Annotated in this window: 15 protein-coding genes and 2 pseudogenes; 6 read left to right on the top strand and 11 right to left on the bottom strand. The window is 64.0% G+C overall.

Annotated features, from left to right (window positions below; genetic code table 11):
• The first annotated feature begins 218 nt into the window (after nucleotides 1-218).
• Nucleotides 219-2,063: a dihydroxy-acid dehydratase gene (gene ilvD, locus ACVDG8_RS16450; RefSeq protein ID WP_447255596.1), complete on the top strand. Its 1,845-nt coding sequence runs from the start codon at nucleotides 219-221 to the stop codon at nucleotides 2,061-2,063.
• Between the two features lie 188 nt (nucleotides 2,064-2,251).
• Here the strand turns inward: ilvD and ACVDG8_RS16445 are convergent, their stop codons facing one another.
• Entirely contained in the window at nucleotides 2,252-4,006 is a 1,755-nt protein-coding gene (locus ACVDG8_RS16445; RefSeq protein WP_447255595.1) for an ABC transporter ATP-binding protein, read from the bottom strand.
• 170 nt (nucleotides 4,007-4,176) lie between these two features.
• On the opposite strand from ACVDG8_RS16445, the gene ACVDG8_RS16440 reads away from it, so the two are divergent.
• Together ACVDG8_RS16440 and ACVDG8_RS16435 are read left to right on the top strand one after the other, a co-directional pair.
• Complete coding sequence (locus ACVDG8_RS16440; protein WP_447255594.1) at nucleotides 4,177-5,457, top strand: amidohydrolase family protein; 1,281 nt, start codon at nucleotides 4,177-4,179, stop codon at nucleotides 5,455-5,457.
• A gap of 83 nt (nucleotides 5,458-5,540) precedes the next feature.
• Nucleotides 5,541-6,464, top strand: a complete 924-nt coding sequence (locus tag ACVDG8_RS16435; RefSeq protein ID WP_447255593.1) for a DMT family transporter — start codon at nucleotides 5,541-5,543, stop codon at nucleotides 6,462-6,464.
• Here the strand turns inward: ACVDG8_RS16435 and ACVDG8_RS16430 are convergent.
• Entirely contained in the window at nucleotides 6,461-7,363 is a 903-nt protein-coding gene (locus tag ACVDG8_RS16430) for a LysR family transcriptional regulator (protein ID WP_455707789.1), read from the bottom strand. The two genes, ACVDG8_RS16435 and ACVDG8_RS16430, sit on opposite strands and share 4 nt — an antisense overlap.
• A 58-nt stretch (nucleotides 7,364-7,421) precedes the next feature.
• On the opposite strand from ACVDG8_RS16430, the gene ACVDG8_RS16425 reads away from it, so the two are divergent.
• On the top strand, nucleotides 7,422-7,976 hold the full coding sequence (locus ACVDG8_RS16425; protein ID WP_447255592.1) for an ester cyclase: 555 nt from the start codon (nucleotides 7,422-7,424) through the stop codon (nucleotides 7,974-7,976).
• A gap of 18 nt (nucleotides 7,977-7,994) precedes the next feature.
• On the opposite strand, the gene ACVDG8_RS16420 is transcribed toward ACVDG8_RS16425, so the two are convergent.
• Nucleotides 7,995-8,900 (bottom strand): phosphotransferase, encoded by a 906-nt coding sequence (locus ACVDG8_RS16420; protein WP_447255591.1) that lies wholly within the window; start codon nucleotides 8,898-8,900, stop codon nucleotides 7,995-7,997.
• 96 nt (nucleotides 8,901-8,996) lie between these two features.
• Between ACVDG8_RS16420 and ACVDG8_RS16415 the strand changes: the two are divergent.
• Nucleotides 8,997-9,628, top strand: a pseudogene (locus tag ACVDG8_RS16415) (class I SAM-dependent DNA methyltransferase).
• 9 nt (nucleotides 9,629-9,637) lie between these two features.
• Here the strand turns inward: ACVDG8_RS16415 and ACVDG8_RS16410 are convergent.
• From ACVDG8_RS16410 to ACVDG8_RS16395, 4 genes and pseudogenes are all read right to left on the bottom strand, one after another.
• On the bottom strand, nucleotides 9,638-11,062 hold the full coding sequence (locus ACVDG8_RS16410; protein ID WP_455707842.1) for a glycine cleavage T C-terminal barrel domain-containing protein: 1,425 nt from the start codon (nucleotides 11,060-11,062) through the stop codon (nucleotides 9,638-9,640).
• Nucleotides 11,048-11,530, bottom strand: a pseudogene (locus tag ACVDG8_RS16405) (NAD(P)/FAD-dependent oxidoreductase); the annotation flags it as partial. The gene ACVDG8_RS16410 and the pseudogene ACVDG8_RS16405, both read right to left, overlap by 15 nt.
• A complete protein-coding gene (locus ACVDG8_RS16400) occupies nucleotides 11,473-12,078 on the bottom strand; it encodes an NAD(P)/FAD-dependent oxidoreductase (RefSeq protein ID WP_455707788.1) in 606 nt (201 codons plus the stop codon). The gene ACVDG8_RS16400 and the pseudogene ACVDG8_RS16405, both read right to left, overlap by 58 nt.
• Nucleotides 12,075-12,959, bottom strand: a complete 885-nt coding sequence (locus ACVDG8_RS16395) for a phosphotransferase (protein ID WP_447255588.1) — start codon at nucleotides 12,957-12,959, stop codon at nucleotides 12,075-12,077. The genes ACVDG8_RS16400 and ACVDG8_RS16395 overlap by 4 nt, the downstream gene beginning before the upstream one ends.
• Nucleotides 12,960-13,346: 387 nt before the next feature.
• Here ACVDG8_RS16395 and ACVDG8_RS16390 point away from each other — a divergent pair, with 387 nt between their 5' ends.
• A complete protein-coding gene (locus ACVDG8_RS16390; protein ID WP_447255587.1) occupies nucleotides 13,347-14,111 on the top strand; it encodes a DeoR/GlpR family DNA-binding transcription regulator in 765 nt (254 codons plus the stop codon).
• A 17-nt stretch (nucleotides 14,112-14,128) separates the two neighbouring features.
• On the opposite strand, the gene ACVDG8_RS16385 is transcribed toward ACVDG8_RS16390, so the two are convergent.
• The 4 genes from ACVDG8_RS16385 to ACVDG8_RS16370 all read right to left on the bottom strand — a co-directional run bounded on the left by ACVDG8_RS16385 (nucleotide 14,129) and on the right by ACVDG8_RS16370 (nucleotide 17,567).
• Nucleotides 14,129-15,025, bottom strand: coding sequence for an NAD(P)/FAD-dependent oxidoreductase (locus ACVDG8_RS16385; protein WP_447255586.1), 897 nt, complete (start codon nucleotides 15,023-15,025; stop codon nucleotides 14,129-14,131).
• The gene (locus ACVDG8_RS16380; RefSeq protein ID WP_371008153.1) at nucleotides 15,015-15,464 is read right to left on the bottom strand and encodes an Rrf2 family transcriptional regulator; all 450 of its coding nucleotides are present in this window, start codon (nucleotides 15,462-15,464) and stop codon (nucleotides 15,015-15,017) included. Before ACVDG8_RS16380 ends, ACVDG8_RS16385 begins: the two co-directional genes overlap by 11 nt.
• A gap of 76 nt (nucleotides 15,465-15,540) precedes the next feature.
• Nucleotides 15,541-16,896 carry a sensor histidine kinase gene (locus ACVDG8_RS16375; RefSeq protein WP_447255585.1) on the bottom strand — a complete coding sequence of 452 codons (1,356 nt, stop codon included), beginning with the start codon at nucleotides 16,894-16,896 and terminating at the stop codon, nucleotides 15,541-15,543.
• On the bottom strand, nucleotides 16,893-17,567 hold the full coding sequence (locus ACVDG8_RS16370; protein ID WP_447255584.1) for a response regulator transcription factor: 675 nt from the start codon (nucleotides 17,565-17,567) through the stop codon (nucleotides 16,893-16,895). The genes ACVDG8_RS16375 and ACVDG8_RS16370 overlap by 4 nt, the downstream gene beginning before the upstream one ends.
• Between the last annotated feature and the right edge of the window lie 59 nt (nucleotides 17,568-17,626).

The following is a 17,626-nucleotide window of genomic DNA, read 5'->3' as shown; positions in this document are numbered from 1 at the left end:
GGTCAAACGGCTGACTTCAGAAATGGTGCCATTCCCTTGCCGTTGATCCAAGGACGGATGTGCGCCGCGCGATCCGACAGCGGTCTGCAATTTTTTAGGAGAATCTGGCGCATTGCAAAATTGTGGCCAGACCATACTTGCGCGTCTATAACGCCTGCGGTCCGAATTCAGCTCCGCCGCGCCATTCCCGGGCTGCGGCCAGCCACCAAGGAAAAGACATGCCTGCCTATCGTTCCCGTACCACCACCCATGGCCGCAACATGGCCGGCGCCCGCGGTCTGTGGCGCGCCACCGGCATGAAGGATTCGGATTTCGGCAAGCCGATCATCGCGGTGGTCAATTCCTTCACCCAGTTCGTACCCGGCCATGTCCATTTGAAGGACCTCGGCCAACTGGTCGCGCGCGAGATCGAGAAGGCCGGCGGCGTCGCCAAGGAATTCAACACCATCGCCGTCGATGACGGCATCGCCATGGGTCACGACGGCATGCTCTATTCGCTGCCGTCGCGCGAGCTGATCGCCGATTCCGTCGAATACATGGTCAATGCGCACTGCGCCGACGCCATGGTCTGCATCTCCAATTGCGACAAGATCACCCCTGGCATGCTGATGGCCTCGCTGCGCCTCAACATCCCGACCGTCTTCGTCTCCGGCGGACCGATGGAAGCCGGCAAGGTGGTGCTGGCCGGCAAGGCGCAGGCGCTCGACCTGGTCGACGCCATGGTCGCGGCCGCCGACGACAAGATCTCCGACGAGGACGTCAAGGTCATCGAGCGCTCGGCCTGCCCGACCTGCGGTTCGTGCTCCGGCATGTTCACCGCCAATTCGATGAATTGCCTGACCGAGGCCCTTGGCCTGTCGCTGCCCGGCAACGGCTCGACCTTGGCCACCCATGCCGACCGCAAGCGGCTGTTCGTCGAGGCTGGCCATCTCGTGGTCGATCTCGCCCAGCGCTATTACGAGCAGGATGACGAAAGCGCGCTGCCGCGCAGCATCGCCTCGAAAGGCGCCTTCGAGAACGCCATGACGCTCGACATCGCCATGGGCGGCTCGACCAACACGGTGCTGCACATCCTTGCCGCCGCGCATGAGGGCGAAGTCGACTTCACCATGGAGGATATCGACCGGTTGTCGCGGCGGGTGCCGGTGCTGTGCAAGGTGGCGCCGGCGAAGTCCGACGTTCACATGGAAGACGTCCACCGCGCCGGCGGCATCATGGCCATTCTCGGCCAGCTCGACAACGCCGGCCTGATCAATCGCGACCTGCCGACGGTGCATACGGCAAGCCTCGGTGAAGCGCTCGACCATTGGGACATTTCGCGCACCTCCAGCCAGAATGTCCGCGATTTCTTCCTGGCGGCACCGGGCGGCGTGCCGACGCAGGTCGCCTTCAGCCAGGACCGCCGCTGGGACGATCTCGACCTCGATCGCGAGAAGGGCGTCATCCGCTCGGCGCAAACGCCGTTCTCGAAGGATGGCGGCCTGGCTGTGCTGAAGGGCAATCTGGCGCTCGACGGCTGCATCGTGAAGACCGCCGGCGTCGACGAGTCGATCCTGAAGTTCACCGGCCCGGCCCGCGTCTTCGAGAGCCAGGACGCCTCGGTCAAGGCGATCCTCGCCAACGAGGTCAAGGCCGGCGATGTCGTCGTCATCCGCTATGAAGGCCCGCGCGGCGGCCCTGGCATGCAGGAAATGCTCTATCCGACCAGCTATCTGAAGTCGAAGGGCCTGGGCAAGGCCTGCGCACTGGTGACGGATGGCCGCTTCTCCGGCGGCACGTCGGGCCTGTCGATCGGCCATGCCTCGCCGGAAGCCGCCGAAGGCGGCGCTATCGGCCTGGTCCAGGAAGGCGACACGATCGAGATCGACATCCCCAACCGCACCATCCGACTGGCTGTCAGCGACGCCGAGCTCGAAGCGCGCCGCGCGGCAATGAATGCCAAGGGCGCGCTGGCCTGGAAGCCCGAGGAAAAGCGCAAGCGCAAGGTGACGACCGCGCTGCGCGCCTACGCCGCCTTCGCCACCAGCGCCGACAAGGGCGCGGTGCGGCACGTGCCGGAGTAAGGTGTTTTTTCCTTCTCCCCTTGTGGGAGAAGGTGTCGCCGAAGGCGACGGATGAGGGTGCTCCAGCTTGGCAGCACCGCTCATGGCTAGGACTTGCCAACGCCTCACTCCGCTGGAACACCCCTCATCCGTCTCGGCGCTATCGCGCCGATCCACCTTCTCCCACAGGGGGAGAAGGGAAGCCGGCGTCAAGGCATCAACTGATATTCATAAAGCTTCTGGTAGAGCCCACCCTGATTGAGCAAGACCCTGTGCGGGCCGCTTTCCACCATCTGGCCTTTTTCCAGCACCACGATCGTGTCGGCCTGGTGCACGGTCGACAGCCGGTGCGCGATCACGATGGTCGTGCGCCCGACGGTGAGCTGCTGCAGCGCGTCGCGGAACAGCGCTTCCGATTCGGCGTCAAGCGCGCTGGTCGCTTCGTCCAGAAGCAGGATCTCGGCGTCGCGCAGCATGGCGCGCGCGATCGAGATGCGCTGGCGCTGGCCGCCGGAAAGCAGCGAGCCGTTCTCGCCGACATCGGTTTCGTAGCCCTTGGCCGTGGCGCTGATGAAGTCATGCGCGTTGGCGGCCTTGGCGGCGGCGATCACCTCTGCGTCGGTCGCGTCTTCGCGGCCGAGCCGGATATTGTGCATGATGGTGCCGGCAAACAGGAACGTCTCCTGGCTGACATAGGCGATCTTCTTCCTGACCGAATCGAGCGTCGCGAACGAAATATCCTGGCCATCGAACTTAACCTTGCCGCTCTGCGGATCGTACATGCGCATGATCAGGTTGAGGATCGTCGACTTGCCGCTGCCGGACGGCCCGACCAGCGCCGTCATCTTGCCGGCCTTAAGCGTCAGGTTGAAGCCGTCGAACACCGGCGCACTTTCCGGATAGGCAAACGTCACATCCTCGAAGCGGATTTCGCCGGGTCCAGGCCGTAGCGGTTTGGCACCGGGCTTTTCGGCCAGTGTCAACGGCCGGTCGGCGAGCTGGAACATCATGCGCACGCCGACAATGCCGGTTTCGAGCGAAATGCGCACCCGCGCCAGTCGCTTGGCCGGCTCATAGGCAAGCAGCAGCGCCGCGATGAAGGCCATGATGTTGCCGGGCATCTGGCCGCCCTGCAGGACCAGGAAACCGCTGACGAAGACGGCGCCGGCGATCGCCAGGCCGGCAAGCGTCTCCATCACCGGGCTGGTGGCGGCTTCCAGCGTGGCGATGTTGTTGGCGCGGCTCTCGACGTCGGAGACCGCCTTGTACATGCGCTTGCGCATGGCGCCTTCGAGATTGAAGGATTTGACGACGCGCACGCCGATGGCCGTTTCCTGCATGACATGCACGATCTGACCGAGCGAGCGGAATTCCTGCTTGGCGATCTTGCGCACCCGCTTCAGGATGCGGTTGACGCCATAGACCGCGATCGGTCCGACGGCGAAGCAGATGACGGACAGTCCCGGCTGCTGCCAGACCATCAGCGCCAACAGGGAAACCAGGGTCACCAGATCCCGTACGTAGGACGTGACGACAAGGTCGAGCACATTGCGTGCCGCCTGCGCGTTGTTGGTCATGCGCGTGATCAGTTCCGACGACGAGGTCGAATGGTAGAATTCGATGCCTTGCGCCAGGATCCGGTCATAGATCTTGCGCTGCCGGTCGGCGATGATGGCATTGCCGACCCGGCTCATGAAATAGGCCTGGATGAAACCGGCGAAGCCCTTGAGGATGAAGATCGCCGCGGTCGCCAGCGCAATGATGTTGACCTGGTCGACCCGCTTGTAGACGACGAACTCGTTGGTGATTTCGCGCAGCATGTAGGCGCTGGCCGCCGTCGTGCCGGCCACCACCAGCATCGATAATATGGCAAGCGCATATCCGACCTTGTGCTCGCGGAAGGACTCCCTCACCAGCCTCGCGATGAGCTGCTGGTTCTCCGTCGAGCGGAAGAAGCGAAACAAACGGCCACCCTCGCGCCAGGCTATGATTTCGGATTCGCCACGGAGGCGAGAGGCGGCTTATAGAGCGAGTTGCTGCCGGATGGAACCTGTAGTGCTCCGGCGACGAAACGGCTGCGGCGGGGTGTCCTTGCGGCCAGGCGTTGTGATTGTTCCTTCAGAGGGGATGACAGATGGATTTCGACCTCATCGTGCGCGGTGGCACGCTGCCCGACGGCAGGATTGCCGACATCGGCATCGTCGGCGAGACGATTGTCGCCATCGAACCGGAGCTTGCCGTCACCGCCGGCACGGCGATCGACGCGCACGGCAATCTCATCTCGCCGCCCTTCGTCGATCCGCATTTCCATATGGATGCCACGCTGTCCTACGGCATTCCGCGCATCAACGCCTCCGGCACATTGCTCGAAGGCATCGCGCTCTGGGGTGAGCTGAAGCCTATTCTGACGCATGAAGCGGTGCGCGACCGCGCGCTCGCCTATTGCGACTGGGCCGTCTCGATGGGCCTGCTCGCCATCCGCAGCCATGTCGATGTCTGCGACGACCGGCTGCTCGCGGTCGAAGCGCTGCTCGACGTCAAGAAAACGGTGGCGCCTTATCTCGACCTGCAACTGGTCGCCTTTCCGCAGGACGGGCTCTACCGTTCGCCGACGGCGCGCGAAAACACAATCCGCGCGCTCGACATGGGCGTCGACATCGTTGGCGGCATCCCGCATTTCGAACGCACCATGGCCGACGGCACGCGCTCGGTGACCGAGCTTTGCGAGATCGCCGCAAAACGCGGCCTGATGGTCGACGTGCATTGCGACGAAACGGACGATCCGCTGTCGCGCCACATCGAGCAGCTCGCCTATGAGACGCAGCGCCTCGGCCTGCAGGGCAGGGTGGCTGGCTCGCACCTCACCTCCATGCACTCGATGGACAATTACTACGTCTCGAAGCTCCTGCCTTTGATTGCCGAAGCCGGTGTTTCCGCGATTCCCAACCCGCTGATCAACATCATGCTGCAGGGCCGCCACGACACCTTCCCCAAGCGGCGCGGCCTGACCCGTGTGAAGGAAATGCTGGCGCTCGGCATCCGCGTCGGCTGGGGCCAGGATTGCGTGCTTGACCCCTGGTATTCGCTGGGCACGGCCGACATGCTCGACGTTGCCTTCATGGGCCTGCATGTGGCGCAGATGTCGAGCCCGGCCGACATGGCGCGCTGCTTCGACATGGTCACCAACGTCAATGCCGCCATCATGGGTCTCGACCATATGGGTCTTGCCGTCGGCAAGCGCGCCAGCCTTGTCGTGCTCGATGCCGGCGACCCGGTCGAGGCCATTCGCCTGCGCCCCGAGCGCCTCTGCGTCATCGCCAGGGGCAAGGTCGTGGCGGAAAGGACGAAGCAGGAAACCAGGCTTTCAATTGCCGGCCGTCCAGGCCAGGTGAACCGGCGACACAAGACCGCGTAGGACCAGCCGGGTTCCACCGCTGGTCTTACCGATTCCCTGGAATGTTCCTCGTCAAACCGGCGGCTTGCGTCTAGGACGCCGCGATGGCTCAGTCCCTTGCCCGCAATTTTACGATCAGGAACGTGCTTCTGGCCGGCATCCTCCTGATGCTGGCCGGCGACTTCATGTTCGCGCTGAACGACGCGATGGGCAAATGGCTGGTCGCCAGCTTTTCCGTCGGTCAGGTGGTGCTGATCCGCTCGATCGGCGCCTTCATCGTGCTCGGACCGATGATCGCCAACCAAGGCACGTCCAAGCTGTTCCACGTCGAGCGGCCGCTGTTGCAGTTCCTGCGCGTGGTGGCGACCACGGCCGACACCGGGCTGTTCTATGCCGCGGTCGTTTATTTGCCGCTTGCCGACGTGATGAGCTTCTATATGGCCGGTCCGATCTATGTCGCGGCGTTGTCGCATCTTCTGCTCGGCGAGAAGGTCGGCTGGCGCCGCTGGCTGGCCATCCTGGCCGGCTTCTGCGGCGTGCTGGTCATCCTGAAGCCATCCTCGGCGGCCTTTTCGCTGTCATCGACCTTCGCGCTGGTCGGCAGCATCGCCTTTGCCTTCGCCATCATCCTCAACCGGCGTCTGCGCGGCACCAGCGACACCACGCTGGTCACCTGGCAGACGATTGGCACGCTGCTGGTCGGCGGTGTGCTCACCATCGGCGCCTGGCGCACGCCATCCGCGCTCGATTTCGGCGCCATGCTGTTGCTCGGCATCGTTTCCTGCGCCGCCCATCTGATGATCACCAGGGCATTGAAGCTGGCGCCGGCATCGACACTGGCGCCGCTGCACTACACGCTGCTTTTGTGGGCGGTGGTCTTCGGCCTGGCGTTCTTCGGCGATGTCCCCGGGCCGCGCATCCTGATCGGCGCGGCTATCGTCGTGCTCGCCGGCCTGTTCATCTTCCACCGCCAGAAAGTGGTGGAAACCGTGGTGCCGCCGGAGAACGTGCCGAAAGGCGTGAATTAGAGTCTTTCGCTGTCCGCATGTTGTTTGATCGCATCGATAAAGGCGCGCAAGGTAGATGGCACATGGCGATGGCCGGAATAGTACAGCGCCAGGCCCGGTATCGAGGGACACCAGTCGGCGAGGACCATCACGAGTTGACCTGAGCGCAGTTTCTCTTTGGCGAAAGATTCAGGCACGTAAGCGATCCCCAGACCATCCGCTGCCGCCTTTACCATCAGGCTATTGTCATCGAGCGACAATGCGCCAGGGACATCGATCGAGGGTTCGAGACCATTGCAGCTGAATTCCCAGAAGTATCTTTTGCCACTGGGCAGTCTCTGGCGAATGCAGGCATGCTGGCGCAAATCCTCGGGGACGGCCGGGGGCTTCCGGTCGACTAGGTAAGCAGGCGCGGCAACCGCGACAAAGCGTGTGGGGCCGCCGAACGGCACCGCGATCATGTCTTGCGGTATCGCGTCGGCCAGTCTTACGCCCGCGTCGAACCCATCGTTGACAATGTCGACGAAGCGACCTTCCGACACCAGGTCAAGCTCGATGCCGGGATAGCGTCTGAGAAAAGGCGGCACGACATGCGTAAGCAGCCACGTCGCCGCGGCCTTGTTGGCGTTGATGCGCAACGTTCCAGCTGGTGCGTCGCGGTCCTCGGTAAGTTCGTCCAATGCTGCATCGAGGCCGTGCAGGACCGGCTCCAGACGCTGGAGCAGTCGTTGTCCCGCCGCGGTAGGCGACACACTGCGGGTTGTTCGGTTGAGGAGCCGGATGCCCAATGTCCTTTCAAGCGCGATGATGGTGTGGCTGAGCGCCGAGCGCGATGTGCCAATGGCGTCGGCCGCTTTGCGAAAGCTGCGATGGGCGGCAACCGCACGAAATGCCTCCAGTTCGGCAAATGTCGGTCGCATTGGTGAAAATCCTTCACGAGATCATGCCGATTTATCCATCTTATGCAACGAATGGAGAATGTCTATCTCCCTCGCATCCTGCCGGGATCATCAACGGCAGATCCATTCACGCCCGCAGCGGAGCATGCCCAGCCTCGCGACGGGATTAGCTAAAATAGAGGACGCCATGAGCACGAAATTTACACGAGACCAACTCGTCGCCCGCCTTGTCAAAGCGGGTGAACTCGAAGTCGCCGGCGCGCCGGCGGCCGAAATCGCCAGCTATTTCGATGTCGAAAATTTTCGGTTTCACGGGCCGGACGGCTTTGAAAGCGATTTCGACGGGCTAAACAGTTATTTTTCCGCCATCCGCGCCGCATTCGAGGATCGCAAGATCCGGCGCGGCATTATTGTGGCGGAGGGCGACACCGTTGCGTGCCAGACCTGGATTACCGGCCGTTTTGTCAATGAGTTTACAATGTCGCCGGCCGGGACGCTGCCGCCCAACGGCGCCAACATCACCATGGACCTGATCAACATCTTCATATTCGACGACGACGGCCGCCTGATTGAAGAGTTCGTCCGTACCGACTATCGGAGTTTTCTCAGGCAGCTCGGCGCCGAGGGTCAATAAGCAAGCTGCTTGGACGGGTCAGTTCGGTCCCGTTCCGATGGCGGCAAGATGGCATGAGAAGTCTGCCGTCTCCATCAGCGCCTTGCAGCGGGCAAAGCGACCGTCGGCATAGGCGCGGAAATCGTCGACCGGGTTGCTGTTGGCAAGCTGGATCAGCCCCCACAGCGTCCAGAGCAGATCGCACATCGCCTTGTAGATCACGACGCGGCCGCGTTCGGCCGGCTTTGCCTCGCCGCCGAAATAGGCGCGCATCATCTCCTCGTCCTGGGCAGCGTCGAATTTGCCCTCGACGGAGAGGTCGCCGAGATCCCACAGCGGGTCGTTCATGCCGGAATATTCCCAGTCGACGATCCACATCCGCTCGCCGGTATCGAGGAAGTTCTCGCACAGCGGATCGCAATGGCAGGCAGTGAGCGGGGCAGAGTGGGCGGCCAGTGCGGCGCGCACGCTGTCCGCCTCGCGCACCACGTCGTGGTAGCCGGCAGGCAGCGTCACATCCTTGGTCGACAGCACCTTGAGATAGTCGTCGATCATGGCGAACAATTCGAAGCGGAAGGGGAAGACAGCACCCGACGAATGCAGCTTGCGGAAGGCCTCGCCGGCGCGCGCGGGACTGCCCGGCCGTGCTTTGAACTTTTCCGGCGACATCGTCTCGGCGCCAATGATGAAACGCGTGACCATCAAGCCGGATGCCGGATCGGCATAAAGCACCTCAGGGCTGACGCCGGCGCGCGCCGCCTCGCGCGCCGCGACCGCCTCATTGGCCCGGTTGATATATTCCTCGGTGCCTTTTCCGGGAATGCGCAGACAGGCCTCGCCGGCCCTGTAGACCATGTTGGTGAGGCCGCCCAGCCGCTCCAGCGGACCGTCATAGCCGGCCAATGACGGAATGGCGGCCAGCGCCCCACGCAGATCCTCGATCATCCCGTGTCCCCTCACCATTATTGTGGCTCTGACGGTTCCACAGTTTTTGCTGCTTGGCTATGATCGGTTCGACATGAATCGGGTTTGGGAGCGGCAATGGCGGACGACAAGCACAGCGGCGGGTTGAGCGCAGCCTATGCGGCGAAGCGGCCGGAGGAGGTTGCTGCGATCTATGACAACTGGTCGGAGACCTATGATTCCGACATGTCGGCCGCCGGCTATCGCCACCCGACGATCTGCCTGGCGCTGCTTGCCCGCCATCTGCCGCGCGGCGCTGAACCCTTGCTCGATGCTGGCGCCGGCACAGGGCTGATCGGCGAGTGGCTGATCATCACCGGCTATCCGAATGTCGAGGCGCTCGACATCTCGCAAGGCATGTTGGACAAGGCGGCGGCCAAGGGCGTCTACAAGGCGCTGCATCGCCTGGCGCTCGGCGGCGCTCTGCCCTTGCCGATAACGCCTATGCCGGGATCGTTTCGGCCGGCGTCTTCACCTCGGGCCATGTCGGGATCGAAGGCCTGGATGAACTGATCCGCATCTGCCGCACAGGTGGCGTCATCGTGCTGACGGTCAAGAACACACTGTGGCAGGCAGGCTTTGCCGAACGCATCGCCGCGCTGGTGGCCGAGGGTACGCTGGCGCGGATCGAGGAAACGCCGCCCTACGCCTCGATGCCGGGTGAGTCTGACACCGTGCCAAGCCGCGGCCTGGTGCTGCGCGTCAGCTGACACCCTATCTCAGGCTTTTGTCTTGGCCCCTGTCGGATCGTACATCGGCACGAGATGAATCCTGGCCGGCGTGCGCTGCATCGCCACGACCAGTTCACACACACCCGAGGTGAGGAAATCGTCGCTGACGCCCTCGGTGTTGCGCACATAGCCGTAGCCGATGTTCTTGCCCAGCGTGTAGCCATAGCCGCCGCTGGTGAGATAGCCGACCGGTTCGCCATTGCGCAGGATCGTCTCGCGACCGAGCAGAACGATCTCGGGATCGTCGACCGTGAAGCCGGCAAAGCGTTTTGTCGGCGGCTTGCCGGCCGATTTTTCCAACGCCCTGCGGCCGACGAAGTCGGTGTTCTCGCGAAGCTTCACTGCCCAGCCGAGGCCGGCCTCCAGCGGCGTGTCGTTGGGCGTGATGTCCGAGCCCCAGGCGCGGTAGCCCTTTTCCAGCCGCAGCGATTCCAGCGCCCGGTAGCCGACCGGGCGGATGTCATGCGGCTTGCCCGCTGTCATCAGCGCGTCGAAGACTTCGCCCGTGGCGGCGATCGGCACATGCAGTTCCCAGCCGAGCTCGCCGACATAGGTGACACGCAGCGCCCGCACCGTATGGCCGGCGATCTCGATCTCGCGGACATGGCCGAACGGGAAGGCGGCATTTGAGACATCCGCGTCGGTCACGGCCGATAGCACATCGCGGGCGCACGGCCCCATCAGCGACAGCGTGCCGAACGCCTCGGTGACGTCCTCCAGCCTGGCGTCGAGACCGGCGCCGATGTGATCGCCGATCCAGGACAGATCATGCGTGCGGAAGCCGGTGCCGGTGACGATATAGAACCTGTCCTCGCCCAGCCGCGAGACGGTCAAGTCCGCCTCGATGCCGCCGCGCGTATTGAGAAGCTGGGTATAGGTCAACCGTCCGACCGGCTTGTTGACGTCGTTGGCGCAGATCCAGTCGAGCGCCTTTAGCGCGTCGGCGCCGGTCAGTTCGTATTTGGCGAAGGAGGACTGGTCGAAGATACCGACCTTCCCGCGCACATGGCGGTGCTCCTCGCCGACCGGGCCGAACCAGTTCTGCCGGCCCATCGAATAGACGTCCTCGGGTTTGGTGCCGTCCGGCGCGAACCAGTTCGGTCGCTCCCAGCCGAGCTTGGAGCCGAACACGGCGCGCTGCGCCTTCAGCCGTTCATAGAGCGGCGAGGCGATGCGCGGCCGTCCCGACAGATATTCCTCATGCGGGAAGCCGACCGTGTAGTGCTTGCCATAGGCTTCGAGCGTGCGGTCGCGGACCCAGTCGCGGTCGCGGTGCAGGCCGGAAAAGCGCCTTATGTCGACCACCCAAAGATCGAGCGGCGCTTCGCCGTCGACCACCCACTGCGCCAGCACCCAGCCGGCGCCGCCGCCCGACGCGATGCCGAAGGCGTTAAAACCGGCGCCGACGAACATGTTCGAACATTCCGGCGCCGCGCCGAGAATGAAATTGCCGTCCGGTGTAAAACTTTCCGGCCCATTGATCATCTGCTTGACGCCGACGGTTTCCAAGGCGGGAACTCTCGCGATCGCCTGGGCCATATGCTGTTCGAAATGGTCGTAGTCGTCATCGAACAGCCGGAATTCCCAATCGTTGGGAACGTCGCCGGTCGTCCAGGCTTGCGGGTTGGGCTCATAGCCGCCCATCGCCAGGCCGCCGACCTCCTCCTTGAAATATGTGCGGCGGTCCGGGTCGCGGATCGTCGGCGCGTCGGTTGCCAGACCGTCGATCTTCTCGGTGATGATGTACTGGTGCTTGACCGGCTGCAGCGGCACGTTGATGCCGGCCATGGCGCCGACCTGGCGCGCCCATTGCCCGGCGCAGTTCACCACCTTGTCGCAGGCGATGTCGCCCTTGAAGTCTTCACCGCTGTTATGCGGCCGTCTTTTATGTCGAACCCTGTGACGCGCACGTCCTCGAACAGTTTTGCCCCGTGCATGCGCGCGCCCTTGGCGAGCGATTGCGTGATGTCGGAGGGGCTTGCCTGCCCGTCGGTCGGCAGCCATGAGGCGCCGACCAGGTCACCGGTTTCCATCAGCGGCCACATGCGCTTGACCTCGGCCGGCGAAAGCAACTGCATGTCCATGCCGAAGCTTTTCGCCGTCGTCGCCAGGCGCTGGAACTCGGTCCAGCGGTCGGCGTTGGTCGCCAGTCTCAGGCATCCCGTCATCTTCCAGCCGGTCGCCAGCCCGGTTTCGGCTTCGAGCCCCTTGTAGAGCTCGACCGAATATTTGAGCACGCGCGTGATCGAGGCCGAGGAGCGCAGCTGTCCGACCAGCCCGGCCGCATGCCATGTCGAACCCGAGGTCAGTTTGCCCTGTTCGAGCAGCACGACATCGGCCTTGTGGTCGCGCGCCAGATGATAGGCCGTCGAACAGCCGATGATGCCGCCGCCGATGACGACGATTGCGGCGTGGCTGGGCAGGGTCATGGCTTTGTTCCGTACTTGGTTCGGTAATTGTCCAGTGACGCGTCGAGCCGCTTGAGGTTCTCCTCGGTGTAGGCGACGTAGTCGATGCCGGGCGCATCGAGGTAGAGCTCGGAAACCATGCTCCACATCGCCTCGCGCAGCAGCGAGGCGCATTGCATGGCGGCGTGCGAGCGCCGAACCTCGATATCCGGCTCCCTCATGAAATAGGCGGTCAGGAAGGCGTTGGATTCATCGTCGCTCATGCCGGCGTTGGAGGTCACGCCCGCAAGGTCGAACATGGCGGTGTTGAAGCCGGCATATTCGAAATCGATCAGCCACAACCGCCTGCCGTCGTCGAGGATATTGGCCGGCAAAAGATCGTTGTGGCCAAAGACGATCGGCAGCAGCTTCTGCGCCCTTTCGAGCTCGTCGGCTAAAGAAAGATAACGCGGCAGCTCGGCCTTCTTGCGGCTGCCGCCATCGTCCAGCGTGCGCGCGTAGTCGCGGATGACGTGGAACACCCAGAACATGAAGCCGGCGCCGGAGACATGGTTGGGCATCTCGCGATGGAAGGAGCGCAGCAGTCCGGCGACGCGACCGAAATTGGCGCGCACGTCTTCGGCGAGAAAAGTTCTCGCGCCGAGAAATTCCGTCACCAGGATGCCCGGCTCGGAATAATGCACTGCCGGCGCAAAGCCCGCCGCCTGCGCCGCCCGGGCCGTCATCACTTCGCGCTCGCGGAAGACATGATGGAATGGGAAATCCTGGCCAAAGCGCACCACGTGCCGCCCGGCGGCATCCGTGACGACAAAGTTGGCGTTGCTCAAGCCGCCCGGCAGCGGCTCGATCTCGATGCCGCCGTTCCAGCACGGCAAGGCGCGGATACGGTCTTCGGCGCTCACGATTTTGCTCCGGCCTCAGCCGGCCCCCCGCAAAATGACGATGAGAGAAAACAAAAAAGCCTCGTCGGTGCGAGACGCCAGGATCGGTATCCCGCACCGCACCGACGAGCCCCTTGGCCAGGTTTGTAATCCCGGCATCCGCCCCCGCGGATCTGAAAAAAGCGCGCGCCTGACAGCCTCCAGACGCTCTGGTCGCTAGGTTGCGGCTCTGCCATCACCCTCCCGTGGCGGTTCCGAAACCAGTCACTGCGCCAATTTCGCGCCAGGGTGGCAGGACTGTCAATCAAAAGCTGTGACCTTTTTTGGGTGTTTTGCCCGAATGTATAAGCAATTTCTTTAAAAGCGTTAGGAATACCTTAGATTCGGTCAAAATCCTCGGACGTCCAGATGATCCATTCAAAACGGCATGGCGAGATCCTGCGGCTCCTCAACGAGGAGGGCACGATCACCATCGCCAGCCTTGCCGAACGTCTCGGCGTGTCGCTGGAAACGGTGCGGCGCGACGTCAAGCCGCTCACCGATGACGGGTCGGTGCTCAAGATGCATGGCGCCGTCGGCCTGGTGGCGCCGAGCGGCGAGGCGCCGTTCGAGCGTCGCATGCGCGAGAATGCCGAGGCCAAGCGCCTCGTCGCCCGCATGGTTGCCGCCACCATCCGCGACGGCGAGTCGATCATGCTCGACAGCGGCACGACGACCTCCATCCTGGCGCGTGAATTGCTCGGCCATCGCCGGCTGACGGTGGTGACCAACTCGTCGGACATCGCCCGCACCCTGGCGACCGTCAACGGCAACAAGGTTTACATGGCGGGTGGCGAACTACGCAGCGATCTGGGTGCCGCCCTCGGCGTCTCGGCGATCGATTTCATCAACCACTTTTCCGTCAGCCACGCGGTGATCTCGATCGGCGCGGTCGACGCCGTCGCCGGCCTTACCGACTATGACCTCGAGGAAGCGGAATTTGCCCGCATGGTGCTGTCGCGGGGCCAGCGTTCGCTGGTCATCACCGATCACACCAAGTTCGGCCGCCAGGGGCTGGTCCGCGTCTGCGGCTTCGACGGCTTTTCCGAACTTGCCACCGACCAGGCGCCGCCCCGCGACATAGCCGCCGCGCTGAGCCAGGCAGGCACGCGCCTCAGCATCGCGACAGCCTAGCGCTGACTGGGCTAGCTCTAGCCGAACACCAGCGACTGGTGCGCGGCGACACCCGCCATCGCACCGCCCGACACCGCAAAGGAGATGTTGTGCATCATTCGCGCCGCGTCCCCGGCCGCAAAGACGCCCGGCACCGATGTCTGCTGCTTGTCGTCCACCACGATCGCCCGGCCGAGCGGGCCTTCGTTGAAGGCGCAGCCCAACTGCTCGGCCAGCGGGCTGACCATTTCGTTGCGCGGCGCGGTAAACAGCGCCCTCACGCCGGCGCTGCGATTGCCATCGAGCCTGACGACCAGGCTGCCGTCGCCGTCATCTTCCAGTTCGGTCACTTCGGCAGGTTCGAAGCGGATCTTGCGCTTCTCCAGCGCCAACGCCTGCTCGGCGTCCGGCTCGAACACCCCGTTGGCGAACAGCGTGACATCGCCCCAGTCGGAAATCAGTTCGGCCTGATGCAGCGACATCGGTCCGTTCGCCAGCACGCCGAGCGGACCGCCGGCGACTTCGTAGCCATGGCAATAAGGGCAGTGCAGCACCGTTCTGCCCCATTTCGCCGTCAGTCCGGGAACATCAGGCAGGATATCGCGGACGCCTGTTGCGAGCACCAGTCGCGCAGCCTTGAAACCTTCGCCGTCGGTCGTCCGGATCTCGAAACCGTCCTTGCCAGCTGTGGCCTGATCCGCGCGTCCGGCAATCACCCTGGCTGTGGGATAGGCAAGCAGCTGCCGCATGGCTTCGTCGAGGATAGCCGATGGCCGGCGCCCGTCCTGGCCGAAGAAGCCATGCGAATGTTCGGCAAAGCGGTTGCGCGGCTCGCCGGCATCGATGACCAGCACCTTGCGCCGCGCCCGCGCCGTATACATGGCAGCGGAAAGGCCGGCGAAACTGCCGCCGACGACGATGACATCATACTGCATGGCTGGATACTCCAATCAGGTCATAACGGCGGCGGAAATCGGCTGTCAGGTCGGCCAGCGTGATATGGCTGAGCTTCTCGGTGAGCAGCCTTTCCGCCTCGATGCGGAAATCATCGAGCACGGCGATCACCGCTTGCTCGACAAGGCATCCGGGACTTTCCGGCTCGGTGCTGAACGGCAGCAATGTCTCGCCGAGCGCGGTGCTGATCTCGGCCAGCGAAATCCTGTCCGGCGCGCGACCAAGCAGCAGTCCCCCGCCATGGCCGCGTGAAGAGGTGACGATGCCCGCCTCGCGCAGGCCGGCGATCGTGCGACGCACCACCACCGGATTGGTGTGGATGAAAGTGGCGAGCTGCTCGGAGGTCAGCGCCCGTTCGGGCTTCTCGGCCATGTGGACGAGGATGTGCAAGGTGGAGGACAGTCGGCTGTTGCGCTTCATGTAACTCAATTAGTTACGAATTGGGCCGATGTCAAATCCTCGCACCACAGCGAAGGTTACGCAGGGCCCAACTGCCTTATGCTGTCGGGAAGGTCATCCTGAAGCAGGCGCCGCCGACCTTGCCGTCGGACACCTCGACCTTGCCACCATGCAGATGCATCAGGTCGCGCACCAGATTGAGGCCGAGCCCGGCGCCATGGTCTTGCGGATGCAGGCGATAGAACGGCTCGAAGATGCGCTCCCGTTCGGGCGTCGGCACGCCGTCGCCCTCGTCCAGCACCTCGATCACGGCGGGCGGGCGCACGCTGATGGTGATCCGCCCGGCCTTGCCGCCATGATCGATGGCATTCTGGATGAGATTCATCAGGGCGCGCTCGATCGCCGTGCGGTCGCCGCGCACGGTGAGTTTTTCGCGGGCCGGCTGGAAGGACATTTCGTAGCCGGCCGCGAATGCGATCGGCGCCAGGTCGACCACGACATTGCGCGCCACGGCCACCAGATCGACCGAGCCGAACTGCTCGGCCAGACGGTCGAGCCGCTGCAGGTCGAGCAACTGATCGGCAAGTGTCGTGAGCCGCGCCGCGTCCTGCAGCAGCCGGGCGCGCTCCGGCGTCGCCGGCAGCGCGGCGAGCCGCGTGTTGAGGATGGCCACGGGTGTGCGAAGCTCATGGGCGGCATCGCTCAGGAAGCGCTTGTGGCGTTCATAGCCGGTGTCGAGCCGTGCGAGTGCCGCATTGACCGCGGTGACCAGCGGCGTCACTTCCTTCGGCACGCCGTCCAGCGGCAGCCGCACGCCGCGCTTGTCGATGTCGATCTGTCCCGCGGCGGTGGCGGCGCGTCCCAGGCTGGAAAGCGCGCCACGCACCACCAAGGGCGTGACGAAGAGCGTTGCCAGCGCCATCAGCCCGGCCAGCGGCAATATCCCCCACAGGAACAGATTTGGCGCCTGGCCAAGTATGCGTAGCAGCGAAAGCCCGCCCTTGGTATCGCTCATGATCTGCACGCTGCCCACCGCCGTATCGGTCCAGCGGATCTTGCCGCCGGGCGGTGCTGCCTCGCCGATGGCGGAATCGATACGCGCGTCGCTGATGTTGTCCAAGAGGCCGACAAAGGGCTGGTAGGCGGCCGGCACCGTACCCTCCTGCAACCGGTGTCCGTCTTTGTCTCGGATGATGAACCAGAGATCCGGAACATCCGACCGCAGCCTGGCAAGCTCGGACGTCTCCTTGAGCGCCAGCCCTCCCTTGGCATCGCGCGAGATCGCGTCGAGCAGCACGTCCATCGTGCCGTCCTCGTAGTCGTGCGGGATCAGCCCGGTGGCGATCAGCGCGCCGATGATGCCGGCAATGATCAGCGTCAGCATCACGCATTGCAGCACCGCGATGCGCAGCACCAGGCTCCATTTCAGCGAGCGTGGCTGGCGAAGGCTCATGTGGTCTCGCGCAACAGGTAGCCGACGCCGCGTATGCCGTTGATGACCACATCGCTCTCCGCCTCGGTCAGCTTGCGGCGCAGGCGCGAGACATGGGTGTCGAGCGCGTTGGATTGTATCTCGTCGTCGAGCCCGAACACCGCCTCCATCAAGGCCTCGCGCTGCACCATGCGGCCGGTGCGCCGCATCAGTGCTTCCAGCACCAGCAGCTCGCGGCGCGGCAGTGCAAGCGGTTCGCCGCGGATCGAGGCCTCGCGATGCCCGACATCGAGCGCAAGATGGCCGGCGCGGATTGTCTGCGTCTCGATCGACGCCGGCCGCCGCAGCAGGGCTCTGAGCCGCGCCAGCAACTCTTCGAAGGCAAAGGGCTTGGCCAGATAATCGTCGGCGCCGAGGTCAAGGCCGTCGACCTTGTCGGCGGTATCGCCCCTGGCTGTCAGCATCATCACCGGCGTCGTGTTCCTGGCAGCGCGAAGCTTCGGCACCAGCGACAGCCCGTCGCCGTCCGGCAACTGCCGGTCGAGCAGGATCGCGTCATAGCTGTCGACGGCGACGAACCCTTCGGCTTCCAGCAGCGAGCCGGCATGGTCGACCACCATATCGTGCCGCTTCAGCGCTGCCCGCAGCGCCGACACCATCTCCGGTTCGTCCTCGACCAGCAGGATACGCATGGCAAACCTATCGCTTTTTAGACGCAATTCGGCGAAGTCGACGAACTTAAACGCTTCAC

The organism is Mesorhizobium sp. ORM8.1 (genome assembly GCF_053005525.2).
Note: the sequence above shows the minus strand (reverse complement) of the source record. Positions and strands in the feature narration are given on the sequence as shown.